At 51.6% G+C, this 12,626-nt stretch carries 13 protein-coding genes; 4 read left to right on the plus strand and 9 right to left on the minus strand.

Translation table 11 applies throughout. The annotated features are described in order from the left end of the window. Window positions 1–460 precede the first annotated feature (460 nt). The 8 genes from NC979_RS03910 to NC979_RS03945 all read right to left on the minus strand — a co-directional run bounded on the left by NC979_RS03910 (window position 461) and on the right by NC979_RS03945 (window position 8,486). Window positions 461–706 carry a hypothetical protein gene (locus NC979_RS03910; RefSeq protein ID WP_190523975.1) on the minus strand — a complete coding sequence of 82 codons (246 nt, stop codon included), beginning with the start codon at window positions 704–706 and terminating at the stop codon, window positions 461–463. 334 nt (window positions 707–1,040) lie between these two features. Continuing rightward, complete coding sequence (locus NC979_RS03915) at window positions 1,041–1,514, minus strand: TspO/MBR family protein (protein ID WP_190523978.1); 474 nt, start codon at window positions 1,512–1,514, stop codon at window positions 1,041–1,043. Window positions 1,515–1,682: 168 nt separating this feature from the next. After that, on the minus strand, window positions 1,683–2,642 hold the full coding sequence (locus NC979_RS03920; RefSeq protein ID WP_190523981.1) for an aldo/keto reductase family protein: 960 nt from the start codon (window positions 2,640–2,642) through the stop codon (window positions 1,683–1,685). Between the two features lie 218 nt (window positions 2,643–2,860). Further along, the gene (locus tag NC979_RS03925) at window positions 2,861–3,811 is read right to left on the minus strand and encodes an SDR family oxidoreductase (RefSeq protein ID WP_190523983.1); all 951 of its coding nucleotides are present in this window, start codon (window positions 3,809–3,811) and stop codon (window positions 2,861–2,863) included. A 156-nt stretch (window positions 3,812–3,967) separates the two neighbouring features. Next, entirely contained in the window at window positions 3,968–4,528 is a 561-nt protein-coding gene (locus tag NC979_RS03930) for a DUF2231 domain-containing protein (protein WP_190523986.1), read from the minus strand. Window positions 4,529–5,202: 674 nt separating this feature from the next. Further along, window positions 5,203–6,849 (minus strand): alpha-amylase family glycosyl hydrolase, encoded by a 1,647-nt coding sequence (locus NC979_RS03935; RefSeq protein WP_190523988.1) that lies wholly within the window; start codon window positions 6,847–6,849, stop codon window positions 5,203–5,205. 520 nt (window positions 6,850–7,369) lie between these two features. Further along, on the minus strand, window positions 7,370–7,897 hold the full coding sequence (locus tag NC979_RS03940; protein ID WP_190523991.1) for a DUF2243 domain-containing protein: 528 nt from the start codon (window positions 7,895–7,897) through the stop codon (window positions 7,370–7,372). A 34-nt stretch (window positions 7,898–7,931) separates the two neighbouring features. Beyond that, window positions 7,932–8,486: a hypothetical protein gene (locus tag NC979_RS03945; protein ID WP_190523994.1), complete on the minus strand. Its 555-nt coding sequence runs from the start codon at window positions 8,484–8,486 to the stop codon at window positions 7,932–7,934. Between the two features lie 389 nt (window positions 8,487–8,875). Here NC979_RS03945 and NC979_RS03950 point away from each other — a divergent pair, with 389 nt between their 5' ends. Both NC979_RS03950 and NC979_RS03955 read left to right on the plus strand, forming a co-directional pair. Next, complete coding sequence (locus NC979_RS03950) at window positions 8,876–10,039, plus strand: Gfo/Idh/MocA family protein (protein ID WP_190523997.1); 1,164 nt, start codon at window positions 8,876–8,878, stop codon at window positions 10,037–10,039. 80 nt (window positions 10,040–10,119) lie between these two features. Further along, window positions 10,120–10,344, plus strand: coding sequence for a hypothetical protein (locus tag NC979_RS03955; RefSeq protein WP_190524000.1), 225 nt, complete (start codon window positions 10,120–10,122; stop codon window positions 10,342–10,344). 341 nt (window positions 10,345–10,685) lie between these two features. On the opposite strand, the gene NC979_RS03960 is transcribed toward NC979_RS03955, so the two are convergent. Next, window positions 10,686–10,823 carry a hypothetical protein gene (locus NC979_RS03960; RefSeq protein ID WP_190524003.1) on the minus strand — a complete coding sequence of 46 codons (138 nt, stop codon included), beginning with the start codon at window positions 10,821–10,823 and terminating at the stop codon, window positions 10,686–10,688. Between the two features lie 487 nt (window positions 10,824–11,310). On the opposite strand from NC979_RS03960, the gene NC979_RS03965 reads away from it, so the two are divergent. Both NC979_RS03965 and NC979_RS03970 read left to right on the plus strand, forming a co-directional pair. Next, window positions 11,311–12,048, plus strand: a complete 738-nt coding sequence (locus NC979_RS03965; RefSeq protein ID WP_190524006.1) for a general stress protein — start codon at window positions 11,311–11,313, stop codon at window positions 12,046–12,048. A 112-nt stretch (window positions 12,049–12,160) separates the two neighbouring features. Further along, window positions 12,161–12,586, plus strand: a complete 426-nt coding sequence (locus NC979_RS03970) for a hypothetical protein (protein ID WP_190524009.1) — start codon at window positions 12,161–12,163, stop codon at window positions 12,584–12,586. Window positions 12,587–12,626: the final 40 nt, after the last annotated feature.

Genomic DNA, 12,626 nt, shown 5'->3' on the forward strand with positions numbered 1-12,626 from the left:
CCCACAGGTGTACCACAGCATTAGACGATCTTGACACCCCCTACCGGTGGGTGCCTGCGAAAAGAATAAGGTTAAGGGTGAATTGGGTAGGTTCATACCTGGATTTGGCAACGCCTTTTAGCCTTTGGTCCAACCTATAGACCTACTGGGCCGTGCGGTTGACCAGGTTAGCGAATTTCACTGCGACTCCCAATCACATTCATAGCGATCATCTCTTCCTTCTAGGTTGAGTCAACGCCTCTGGCTACTGATTACATAAATCAGCAGAGTGCGCCTCGACCCAGTAGGTTGGGGCGCACCTCAGTTAATATTAGGGAAACACCTTGTCCTGCAAGGGTTTCAGCCATGGTAGCTACTGTCTTCGCGGTAACTAACGGCAACCGCGTTGAGTGCGGCTCTGTCGTCGGCTCGCCTGCTACCAAACAGCCAGGGTTCTTATAATCATAAATATGCTGACCATTTAGCGCTTTGAAATTTTCCCCAGCTCGATCATGAGCAGCGCCCCACCACTGGCAAAAGCACCGCCTAGCATGCCCTGAGCCACCCGCATCTTGGGGGATTCGTTGAGGCAATACCCAGGTAGTGCTTGGGATTGGCTACAGGCCTGGTTTTTGGCACGCGCTGCGCCCCCGCCTAAGAGGATACCGACCGAGATCGCTAGGGTAGTGCCCCACAGCATGACATTTTTTTCGCGTTGAATAAACATTTCGGTAGTTGACAAACGGTTGGTTTAGCTTACCCAACTGCATCAACTTTTATAACGTGTGCCTGCCACTGGCCTACCAAAATTTTACTGAAACGATGGGAACCGTGTTGGGTAGGCGATAGTAAGGCTGTTCATAGGGATCAGGGCGATCGCCCTTGACTCGCCTCTGGCAGCAGGTTGGGGCTGTATCACCCCATGCTCTACAGCAGCGATTCTTGCAAAAGAGCCTGCTGAGATTCCAACGTCTCAGCAGGCTTAATGCTCACTTTTCAGGCAGAGCTTCAGAAATGAAGCTCTAGCTCAAGTAATGCTGTAGGTATAAAGGGCTACTCGACTAGCCAGCATTGGGGTTGAGGTCTATCATCTGGCCGGTGGTGTAGGTGCCAACTGGGCTCCAGATGACGTAGGGAAGAAGGAGCAGGGCAGCATACCCAGAGATAGGAGAAACAATGAGCGTGAGCAGAACGCCTAAAACCACCCCTAGCCCACCCAGCACGGTGCCTACTTTCAGGCTTCTAAACCACAGTGTGGCAGGAATGTAGGCAACAGTAATGACTTCCACCAATAGATAGAGACCCATCAGCAGCCAGGTTTTAGAGCTACCAGGATCGTCTTGCCAAACGAAGGTAGCCGAGAGCGCTCCGCAGGCAAAAATCACCGTCCAAATCAGCGGGATGGCAGGCTCGAAGAAGAGCCACCTAGGGCGATCGAGGCGCTTTCCCCAGGAGATGTCTCGGGGTCTAATAAAACTGCTGCCTAGGGCAATGACGAAGGTTATTCCGCCAATGATCATCCAGCTCTCGTGCATTTTAAGGCCAGGTTTTAGACTGCATAAAACTTTTTTGGAGGCTTAGAAAGCCTCATCTATCGACAAATTGTTCCAGCTTTTTTCGTCGTCGCCGTCAGCCTTTGGTAGGAATTTACGATTCCTCGCAGGGTAATGAGGCTTCGGGAGATTGCAGTCAAACTAAGAGCTTTACTGCCTTGCCGCCTGCGGCAGGGCAGGAGCCAGAACTCGGTCGATCTCTTGCAATACTTCAGAACTGAGCTCAACCCCAGAAGCGGCGGCATTGTCGGCCACCTGTTCGGGACGGCTGGCGCCGATAATGGCCGATGTCACCCGCCGATCGCGCAGAATCCAGGCGAGGGCCAGCTGGGCCATGGAAAGGTTGAGTCCTTGGGCGATGGGCTGAAGGTTCTGCACGGCGCTGAGAACGCGATCGCTCCTCAGCTCGCTCATAAACCCATTCATTTTGTCATTGGCGGCGCGGGAGTCGGCGGGTGGTGTGGCCCCCGGCTTGTACTTACCGGTGAGCACTCCTTGGGCCAAAGGCGACCAGACAATCTGCCCAATACCGTGATCAGCACAAAGGGGAAACACCTCGGCCTCAGGCTGTCGCCACAGCATAGAGTATTGGGGCTGGCTAGAGACAAACTTCTCTACGTTGGGCAGGCCCAGCGCCGCCTGAATCTGGGCGGGCTTCCATTCGCTAAAGCCGATATAGCGAGCCTTGCCCTGCTGCACTACCTCTGTGAGGGCGGCCATGGTTTCCTCTAAAGGCGTGTTGGGGTCGTAGCGATGGCACTGGTAGAGATCGACATAGTCAGTGCCCAGGCGCTGCAGCGAGGCGTCAATCTGTTTGTGAATTTGCGCCGCCGATAGCCCCTGATCGCTTGGCGACATGGGGAAAAAGACCTTGGTAGCCAGCACGTAGGAGCTGCGATCGCGCCCCCGCAATACCTCTCCTAAAAATGACTCAGCGGCTCCGCGTCCGTAGACATTGGCCGTGTCGATAAAGTTGATGCCGACATCAAAGGCTTTGTGTACACAGGCTTCCGCTTGTTGCCGCTCTACCCCGCCGCCGTAGGTCAACCACGACCCCAGAGCTAGTTCCGAGACGGTGAGGTCGCTATCCCCCAGCTGCCGATATTTCATCTTTAATCTCCTTCATCAATCGAGTTGAGACAAAATTTGGAACCCTGGGCTTGAGCTGACTGGGCTAGTTGTCAGCTTTAACCGTCAGCGTCTCTGGACTAACGAAGCTGGGTTATCAGCAGAACCCCCGCAAAACTTGGTCTGAGGGCGGGTTCAAATTATGCCAGCCGGTCTACCCGCCCCTCCGAGGTAACGCTGAGGGACAGGTAGGCCGGTAATTAGGTTCGTTGCCCAAATATGAGTTTGAGCAGCCAATCCGATAGGCTGGGCACAGTGAGGTTGTCAAAGTCTCCCTTTACCTGCTCATAGCCTGGCATCGGCTCAAACAGACCGTCTGGAGCCTGGGGAGTCTTCAGGTCATCGGTGCGCTGGCCGCGAAAGCCAACCAAGTTGAGGGCAACATCCATCAGCCCCGGCGACAACCGCTGGCCCCAGTCGAGCAGGCGACCCACATCCCCGACAATGTAGTCGCGGATTGGGTGCTCAGCAGCGTAGAGAATGGCATCGGTGACTAGGCTCGGGTCGTAGTAGGGCGGAATGCCTGTGGGCTTAACGCCGACTTTGGTGCGCATGTGGTTGTAGAAGGGGGTGTTGATCACCGCTGGCTTAATGCTGGTGACATTGATGGTAGACCCCTCGTGCTCTAGCTCTACCCGCAGCGATTCGAGAAAGCCCTCTAGCCCGTGTTTAGCCGTTGAATAGGCGCTCTGCAACGGCAGAGCCCGCCGCCCTTCCATGGACGAAATCGCAATCAACGAACCTCGTCCCGCTTGTTTAAGGTGGGGCAGGGCCACCTTGGCCCCGTAGACCTGACCCATCAGGGTAACGTCAATCACCCGACGAAATTCTTCAATGGTCATGGTCTCGAAGGGGGCGAGGATGCCGGCGGCGGCGCAGTGCACCCAGGTGTCGATGCGGCCAAAACTAGCGATCGCAGCATCGGCGATCGCGCTGACCTGCTCAAATTGGGAGACATCGGCTGTGACGGCGATTGCCTCTCCGCCCAGCTGCTGAATTTCTTTTACCAGCGACGCTAAGCCGCTCTCGTTGCGTGCGGCTACGACGACTTTGGCGCCTCGCTGGCTCAATTTCAGAGCGGCATCGCGACCGATACCGCTAGAGGCCCCCACTACAACGACAACCTGCTGATTAAGTGGTTTAAGCTCCATGAAAAATCTCTAAAATCCTTAAGTTAGGGCCTCGGACAAAATCTTGAAGTCAACCACCCCCAACGTCAAAAGAGGCAACGTTATCAAACCAAACGGGGTTTGCCCCAACAGGTTTGGGGGCAGTCAAACTAAGCTCGAAATCAAATCAATACGCTTTTAGGAAACGTGGGTTTCACCCGGACCCACAATCCCCACCTTGTGGCGAAACATCAGCTCGCCACCAAACCAACCGCTGGCCAGCAACAGCACTGACACCACCCAGGACAAGATTAGTCCGGTTGGCAAAATGCTTGTCTCTGGGTTGGCCAACCGTAGAGCAAAATTGCCGATGCTCAGCACCAGCACCGCTACATTAAGCCCCATGTGCAACCAGCCCGCCTGACGCTTGCGCGCTCTGGGAATGCGGACGAAGTCAAACATACCGGTTATGGCAGCGGCAACTCCAGACAGTATCCCGACACCCAATAGCCAAATCGAGGCCTGAGCCCAAAACTCACCTTTGGTTAGCCAGTAGCCCAAATCAGTGCCGGCCACGCCGCTGAGAAATGCGACCGGAAAAATGACAATAATTGGATGAATGGGGTGGCCAAAAATAGCTACAGTGCTGGTGATGCCAGTGCCGTGATATTCTGTGGCGCGGCTGTCAATCAGGGGTGGAATATTGGGATAGGGAACGTCACCACCCTGCCGCTCTTGTTGAGTTTCTCGTGTTTCCATACTGCCTCTTAGGTACAAAACTATACTGTCGACGCTCTGGGATCTATCAAACCTACAAGGTCAACCTGCTGAAACCATCCGGAGATTAGCCATTTCACTCTCTTGAGGGAAAAATGAAAAAACCAGTAGCTTGTCAAATCTCAGGACTGCATTTTCCAGTGTTAGGGAAAGACGTCACCGTGACTAACTCAGAACATTGCCATTCCGCCCCCGCCCGTTTCGACGCAGGCATAGTGCCTGGCCTCCAAAATTTTGCGAGTGGAGGCCGTTTCTTAACCAGAGATTGACAGCTGTTGCGATCGCCCTCTGATAGAAGTTTAACCAGGGTCTTCACACAAAATGTTGAGACCGTGGAATGGCACAAGGGAAATCCCTGTTCTAACAGGAGTCTAGTAACTGGCTCAGTCTATTTCGTCTTCCTTAAGAAGTATCTGCCTATTTCTTAGGGAGGAGTAAGCAGTGATGGCCACGCAACACCTTGGGGTTAGTTTGAGGGTTCTGCCCTACAGGCTGAAGATGCAGCAAAAATTAAGATTTTGCTACATCTTTGTGCTCTTCAGAAAGTCGTAAATCTTTTCTACAGAGCAGGCCTTTGAGTCTGTCCCTATTTTCAAGAGAGCCAATGAGGTTCGCCGGCCAGTCAAGGTACAACTGTTTCCTTTATGAATAGGGGCTTAAACCAGCACCTTTGCTTCGTATTCGGGTAAGTCTGTCACCCAAACACCATCGTGGACCTCAACGTCGTAATCGCTGATCCATTCGTGCCAGGTGCTCCCCTCAGGAAAGTTTTGGATCTCGTAGTCGGCCAAATATTGATCCGAAAAATTGACGACGACAACAACGCGCGATCCCTCATCATTCCAGCGGATGTAGGCCAGCACTTTAGACTCTGGGTCCTCGTAGAAAAATTCCACATTTTCGGTGCGCAGGGCATGGTTGCTTTTGCGTAGGTTGATCAGACCCCGATAGTGCTGCATCAGGTCGTGGTTGCGATCGTTCTGCAGTAGTGACCAGTCAATCTTGGCAGCTTCTAGAGTCTTGGGATGGGAGTCCCCAAACTCTTCTCCCATCCAGATCAAGGGCACGCCCATGGCCGTCGTCACCAAAACAGCCCCCAGTTTTGCCCGTTTAAAGGCGGTTTCGTCAAAGATCTCATGGTTGGCCAACTGCACCATCAGGCGATCGTGATCGTGGTTGCTGAGGTAGTTGATGGCGTTGACAGCCCCTAAATAGCCAGACCGTTTGGCATCGATTAGCTCTTTAACGGTTTCTATGTCGGTATCATCTCCCCACAGCAGAGGCCGCAACTGGTGCAGAAACCCATCGCGCCAGCAAGCATCAAGGGGGCCTTCTAAATTAGTGGCGTCGGGAGATTCGGGAATCAGTTCTCCAATGTTGTAAAACGGTTTGGGCTGAGCCTGTTTGCTTGTTTCGTCGGTTAGCTGCCCCAAAAATTCAAAATGGCCCATCTGGCTAACAGCATCAAATCGAAAACCGTCAATGTGATACTCCGTAATCCAAAAGTGCAGAACGTCTTTGACAAACTCTTGGGCAGGGCAAAGGTTCAAATTTTCGTCGTAGTGATCATAATCAAACTCTGGCCCCCAGCTTTGATCAGGATCCTTGGGTTCGCTTCGATACCAATAGTTGTAGTCAATTTTTGTCAGCGGGGCCTCGGAACCTGAGTGATTGAGAATAATATCTAAAATGACTCGAATGCCCCGAGCATGGCACTCGTCTACTAAATGTTTGAAGTCTTTGCTGCTGCCATAGGCCGACTCTACGGCAAAATAATGGTGGGTATTGTAGCCCCAACCCTGCTCACCTGGAAATTCTTGGATCGGCATCAGCTCAATGGCATTGATCCCTAATTCACAGAGGTAGTCAAGCTTTTCGGTGATATGTTTAAGCTGACCACGCGGGTCAGGATCATCCTCTCCACCAGAAAAGTCGCTAACCAAAATCTCGTAGATGATTAACTCTTCATTTTGCGGTAGCGCTTTGTCGTCGTGATGCCAAACGTAGTCGTCAACTATGGGTTCGCCATCTTTGACGTGTAAGACACCATTTTGATAGCTTTCGTTTATGTGACTAGCTCTTGGATCAATGACCTCAATCCACTGATCGGGCTCTAGAAAAAAGCTTTTAGACTGAACCCGAAACTTGTATTCATACTGCCCATCGTCCAAGTCAACGTGGGCACGAAAATAACCGTCTTCTCCTTTCTTCGTAGGGATATCTTGTCCGTTGGCAAAAGAGCCTATTAATACTGCGCTCTTGTTATAAGGAGCAAACAGCTTAAACTCAATAGGATTAGCCATAAACATAACGCCTTTTTCTTTATTAACTAATCTGACGCTAAAGCCTACAGTTTTAACCTATCCTTGGGCAGAAATTACTTAGCCTCTCAATTTCTTGGGGATCAGTATGAAACGCTGGTTTTGATGGCTGCAGACACCAGATTAGATGGGGGTTTATGCCTTGATGGGATCAAGCAGGTATTACTACTGGGGTTACACAGTGGTAATTGTTTCTGATGTGGCGATCGCCCTGAACGCAACAGCGCCAGCGTGCCACCCGTCAGTACTCACGGCAGCTTATACAATGTCTCCTACACATTGACCAGCTAGCGGGAATGCGGTGGAGCGTTTCATCACAATAATTGGGGCAACCAGTTGGCTTACAGCTGCTTATGGATCGATGCCAGAATCTCGTCAAATCGGCAACAGTAACTGTACCGGGTCGCCCATCTGCCCAGAGTTTTGCTCAAAACCGATTGAGAACAGACTGTTGACGCTACCTGCTGAAGCTCAACCAATGACTTCTAGCAGATAAAAATGTTTAGATATTGGCTTGATTACGCGTCATTAAATAGCCAACCCCAATCAACCCAAAGCCCAGCAGAAAGAAGGCTATGTCGTAGACCATGAAGTTGGGGACGTGGCGAATGTGGTGTAGCCCCAGCAGAGCATGAAAAAAAATACTGTCAAAGAGCTGGAACCCACCCCAGCCCATCAAAATCCAACCAACAAAGGCTGACGTTGTCAGAGGCACTGTTGGGGTTTTCTGTGCACTGCGCCACAGTACCCCAATACCAACTACCGTAATTAACCACATACCAGCGCTGAAAGCTCCATCCGCTAACACGTTCACTTGTAAGCCCGCCAGGGTATCCATTGACACTCGGCTTGAAATGAGGTGGTGCCATTGCAACAGCATGTGTAAAACAATGGCGTCAATAAACCCGCCCAGGCCAAATCCTAGTAAGAAGCCGGCCGCTCGGAACGCATTAGTGGGCGCGGAGGAGGCTCTCCCTGCACCACTTTCTGTAGCGTTAGCGGAGGGAGATTTAGGAGGTAGATAGGTCATGGCTAGATTCGATGTACCCTTTTGGTCAAGCCGCTTAAGCTTCAGGCGTTGGGTAAATATCCCAATCTTCGATGCCCTGCTGCTGGAAGATTGCTGCCGCCTGGTTTAGGTCTTCCTGGGTACCATCCACGATCACCATGAAATCTGAACCTAACAGGCGATCGCTAAAAGCTCCAACCCGCTCCTGTGGAATTCCCAAAGACTGCAATCCCTCCTTTAGATTCATTGTCGCTACGGCCCCGGCTCCCTGCCCTGCCATAACTGCCAAGAAGGCCGTTCCGATGGAGCCTACCGCTATTACGGCGCCAGCGCCGGGTATCGCCAGACTGCTTAACCCACCCAGCAACCCGCCCCACAAGGCACCGGTCAGCGCATCCTCTGGCCAGCGCTGGGAGTCGTTAATGTCTTGACCTTTGACACGGTGACCCGTAGTGGCGCCTCCTGCCACCACATCTTTTTTCAACTGCTTGGCTAAAATCGACACTTGACTCATGGCAAAGCCCGACGATTCTAGAGCCTTAACCGCTTGCTCTGCTTGGTCTTCCTTAGAAAAAAAACCGATGCCTTTATAGGTAAGTTGTGCTGTCATTGGGGTCTCCTAACCAACCGAATGAAAGACGCTACATGTCTGCTTAGCTTCATCTTTTGCCTTTTATCAGCGATCCTCATCAACCTGTAGATACAGTCTTTCTTTCGGCTCGAGTTGGTTTTTAGTACCTTTAGCGATCGCCCAACTACAGTTCTCTAATTGGCGTCTTAAATTCCTCTCCAGACCCCTCAATCATTAATCTCAAACCTTTCTAGAGCGTACGGCAGTCTCTCTCTATCTAAAAACAGAGATGCGGCCACAACTATCTGCCTCACCCGTCAGAGGCTAAGCTCGGCTTCGGTGCTTAAGCTAAGAGGATCAATTCTCCATGATTGTTCTGCCCTAGAGCGCAGCTGCGATCGCATGTCAGTCTCCTTGGAACTCACACCATGACTGCATCTCAAACTTCACTTGGCGATCGCTCTGTCCCTAAAGAGGTTCAATCCTCCTCAGAGAATCGAATACGTTACGCCGTAGTGGGGCTTGGCTGGTTCGCCCAGACCGCAGCACTACCCTCCTTCCCCAGTTCTGAAAACTCCGAAGTCGTGGCCTTGGTTTCTGACGACCCTGTGAAACTGCAAGAACTTAGCCAGAATTACGGGATTCAGCATACCTACAGCTACGACGAATACGAAGATTGCTTAACGAGCGGAGCAGTAGATGCTGTTTATATTGCGTTGCCCGACCATTTGCACTGTGAGTACACCGTGCGGGCAGCAAATCAAGGCATTCACGTGCTGTGCGAAAAACCGATGGCCACCACGGTAGCCGAGGGTGAACGCATGATTCAGGCTTGTCAAAGCAACGGCGTCAAGCTAATGATTGCCTACCGCCTGCACCTTGACCCAGCCAATATGCGGGCGGTCGAAATTGTCCAATCTGGGCAGATTGGGCAACCGCGCATTTTCAACTCCGTCTTCTCGCAACAGGTTAAGGGAAACAATATTCGGCTCCGGCAAGCAACCGGCGGGGGTACCCTAGAAGACATCGGCATTTATTGCATTAACGCCGCCCGGTATCTGTTTCAGGCCGAACCCGTTGAGGTGTTTGCCATGGCGGCTAATAACGGCGAAGAGCGGTTTCGTGAAGTTGACGAAATGAGCAGCGTCATAATCCGCTTTCCCGATCAGCAATTGGCGAATTTTACTGTCAGTTTTGGGGCCAGTCCGGTTTCGACCTATCACATCATTGGCACAGAGGGCGATCTGCGGCTAGAGTCGGCCTATGCGTGGGATGCAGAAATTACTCACCACCTGACCATCAACAATGAACTCTCCCAACGGACCTTTGCTTCCCATGGCCAGCTAGCCGCTGAGTTTGCCTATTTCTCTAACTGCATTATGCAGAACGAAGACCCGGAACCCTCGGGGATAGAGGGGCTTAACGATATCCGCATCATTTGTGCCCTGCATGAATCGATTCAGCAGGGCAAACCTGTCGTTCTCGACCAGATGGACTTTGTTCAGCACCCAACAGCTGACCTCATCACGGTTCGCCCAACCAGTGTAGACCCTGCTAATCTCATCCATGCAGCTAGCCCAGAGGATAGCTAAGGTAATGTGGCTAAGTCGCTTTAAGTCTCAAATTAACTGCACTGAAACCCAAAATTCTATATCCCGCTAAGGAATAAACCATGTCTTCCCATTCACCCACTTTTCACGATGAGCAAAGCTTGGCAGACGCGGCAGAAGACCTTGGTAACCAGGCTTTACAGCAGGGGCTAATCCACAGTTTTGTCGTGCGCCACTTTGCTGATACCCGGCAATTCTATATTCCCGATGAGCACCAAGAGCCGCTCACGCCAGAGCAGGCTTATTTGCAATTGAAGGCACTGGTGAAACCATCAAATCAACCTTAACCCAACAGATTGACGAAAGTAGCCTCCGCTAAAAGTGAAAGCTACTTTTATGAAAAAGCGCAGGTATTCTCTTTATAGCTGCACATTTCCTAATTGAGCTGAGGTTAAGCTAACGTCAGCAAAGACATCTAGAGCGGGATACAGATTCCACTCACTCCTAGTATCAGCGCACCCTTGCTAAAGTCGGTTCTTCATACTTTTTGCCATGAGGCCATGAAAAGGTGCTCGCTGCAACCTAGCACTCGCCAAAACATGCGCTAGCACAGACAATGCCGCTGGATAAATCAAGATTCATCCAGCGGCATTTGCCTACAGCTGATTTTGCCAACTACGTTGATATATTATTCAGCAACTTCAGACTCGGCTTCCTTTTTCTTTGCTTCCTGCTTCTTTTCTCCCTTTTCATTGATGTTGTCAACAAATTCTGTAATGCGCTCTTCGTTCTTTTCGGCGTAAGACTTGTGCTGCTTGTCAGTCATAATATTAACCTCAGTAGTCGAAATTATTCAGGTTTCAGTTTAGCGGCAGCCCCGAGCATTACCATCTACTAAATGAGTGATTTGCTTTAGACAATGTTCTACCACAAGGACTAATACCAACCGAAATGGTGAAATAACTCAAATGACTTTGCCTTATTTCTTTCAGGCGACTAAAGCTTGCATCCCTTAGGTCACAAGTTGTTTGAACATGAAGCATTGAGAAATTGATGAATTCCCCAAAAATATTTTTTAGCTAATCTGAGCAACTGAGAGGGGCAGATCGCTGGCGATCGCAGCTCAACTAAGCCCTTAACGGACAATGCTCATAGACGACATCTCACCTATAGGATCTCCTCCTTTCTACAATTTTTGATCCCTCTAATGAGCGATAAGGCTAGCCGATCGCAACCTTTAGGATGTTCAACAATGCAGCGATCGCCAGCTTTGCAATAGCCGCTGGCTTCGCACAACAAGGAGGAAGCACAACATGGCTTCACAACACAGACGAGCAGTAGGCATTTTCTCCAACCGTCCTAAAACGGCATCGGCTCTACAGGCACTCAGTGACTCAGGCTTTGCCATGAGCCACGTGTCAGTCATTGCTAAAGACTCCGAGCGGCAGAGTGCGATCGCTGGGGTCGAAGTAACAGACGAGGTCAGCAATCGAGCTGGTAAAGCTGGTACCGTCGGCGCGGTAACAGGCGGTGTATTGGGAGGAGTCACTGGTTTACTCGTAGGCCTTGGCACATTAGTCATCCCTGGCATTGGCCCTGCCGTGCTGGCAGGAGAAGCCGCTGCGGTCATGTCTACGCTGATCGGTGGGGCGGCTGGGGCCGCTGCCGGTGGTCTAGTGGGTGCATTAGTTGGTTTGGGCATCCCTGAGCACCGGGCTAAGCATTACCTCGATCGCGTAGCCCGAGGCGAATACCTCGTTATGCTCAAGGATACTGAGCCCGAAATTGCTCGTGCAGAACGCACTCTCAGGGCGGCGGGCATTGAAGATTGGGGGGTTTACGAGACTCCAGCCGACGCAGCCGATGCCAGAAGTGGTTCTCCCAACGCCACATTCAACGGGGCCGCTGACGTCACTGAGGGGCGAGGCAATCCCTACAACCGAGTCGATCATCCCATGGATGAAGCTTACCCAAATGACGGCTCTCGTCGAGGGGGAGAGGTGCCCTTGGCCACTGGACTGCCCCACGCTTCAAACCCCTTGGAGCCCTAAAACGCTGAAAGCCTAGACGCTGAAAGCTAGCAGCCAAGTCGAGAACATAGGCCGCCCGGCCGCGCCTGTGGCTAGTGCTGCTAAACGCGCTGTTGTTATTGAGGAAAAACCCGTGAATTTCTTAAAGTCTATCCGTCTTGGGGTAATCGCCCTGTGCTTAGGAGTAATTTTGCTCACCACTAGCGCCTGTGGTAGTGCTACTCCAACCAGTACCGCCCCCCGGCTATCGCCTACCAGTGCCTATAGTCAACTTGAACGGGGTGACACTGCTAGTGGCGAAAGCTACGGGCGATGGGTTATGCAGACTGCCAAGGGATTAGTCAGCGATGCTTTTGTCCGTGACAACAACAAGCTCGGCGTTGTGATCTCACCCGATGTCCAGCCCCGAGAGGTAAAAACCTTGGCCCAGTCGCTGGTGCAAGGGTTCCACAAAAAGTTTCCCAATCGAGATCTGAGCGTCTTGGTCTACGCACCTGACAAAGAGCTAATTCTAACCGCCAAATACGACGACACGACCCGGCAGGTTGAATACCAATAGGTGACACGCTCCCTGGAGGCGCGACTAAATCGAGCTATCA

Source organism: Leptolyngbya subtilissima AS-A7 (assembly GCF_039962255.1).
Taxonomy (GTDB): domain Bacteria; phylum Cyanobacteriota; class Cyanobacteriia; order Phormidesmidales; family Phormidesmidaceae; genus Nodosilinea.

Bases quoted from the DNA above. Each gene is read 5' to 3' on its own strand.
- NC979_RS03910 (WP_190523975.1), bottom strand. From the start codon at position 706: ATGTTTATTCAACGCGAAAAAAATGTCATGCTGTGGGGCACTACCCTA.
- NC979_RS03915 (WP_190523978.1), bottom strand. From the start codon at position 1,514: ATGCACGAGAGCTGGATGATCATTGGCGGAATAACCTTCGTCATTGCC.
- NC979_RS03920 (WP_190523981.1), bottom strand. From the start codon at position 2,642: ATGAAATATCGGCAGCTGGGGGATAGCGACCTCACCGTCTCGGAACTA.
- NC979_RS03925 (WP_190523983.1), bottom strand. From the start codon at position 3,811: ATGGAGCTTAAACCACTTAATCAGCAGGTTGTCGTTGTAGTGGGGGCC.
- NC979_RS03930 (WP_190523986.1), bottom strand. From the start codon at position 4,528: ATGGAAACACGAGAAACTCAACAAGAGCGGCAGGGTGGTGACGTTCCC.
- NC979_RS03935 (WP_190523988.1), bottom strand. From the start codon at position 6,849: ATGGCTAATCCTATTGAGTTTAAGCTGTTTGCTCCTTATAACAAGAGC.
- NC979_RS03940 (WP_190523991.1), bottom strand. From the start codon at position 7,897: ATGACCTATCTACCTCCTAAATCTCCCTCCGCTAACGCTACAGAAAGT.
- NC979_RS03945 (WP_190523994.1), bottom strand. From the start codon at position 8,486: ATGACAGCACAACTTACCTATAAAGGCATCGGTTTTTTTTCTAAGGAA.
- NC979_RS03950 (WP_190523997.1), top strand. From the start codon at position 8,876: ATGACTGCATCTCAAACTTCACTTGGCGATCGCTCTGTCCCTAAAGAG.
- NC979_RS03955 (WP_190524000.1), top strand. From the start codon at position 10,120: ATGTCTTCCCATTCACCCACTTTTCACGATGAGCAAAGCTTGGCAGAC.
- NC979_RS03960 (WP_190524003.1), bottom strand. From the start codon at position 10,823: ATGACTGACAAGCAGCACAAGTCTTACGCCGAAAAGAACGAAGAGCGC.
- NC979_RS03965 (WP_190524006.1), top strand. From the start codon at position 11,311: ATGGCTTCACAACACAGACGAGCAGTAGGCATTTTCTCCAACCGTCCT.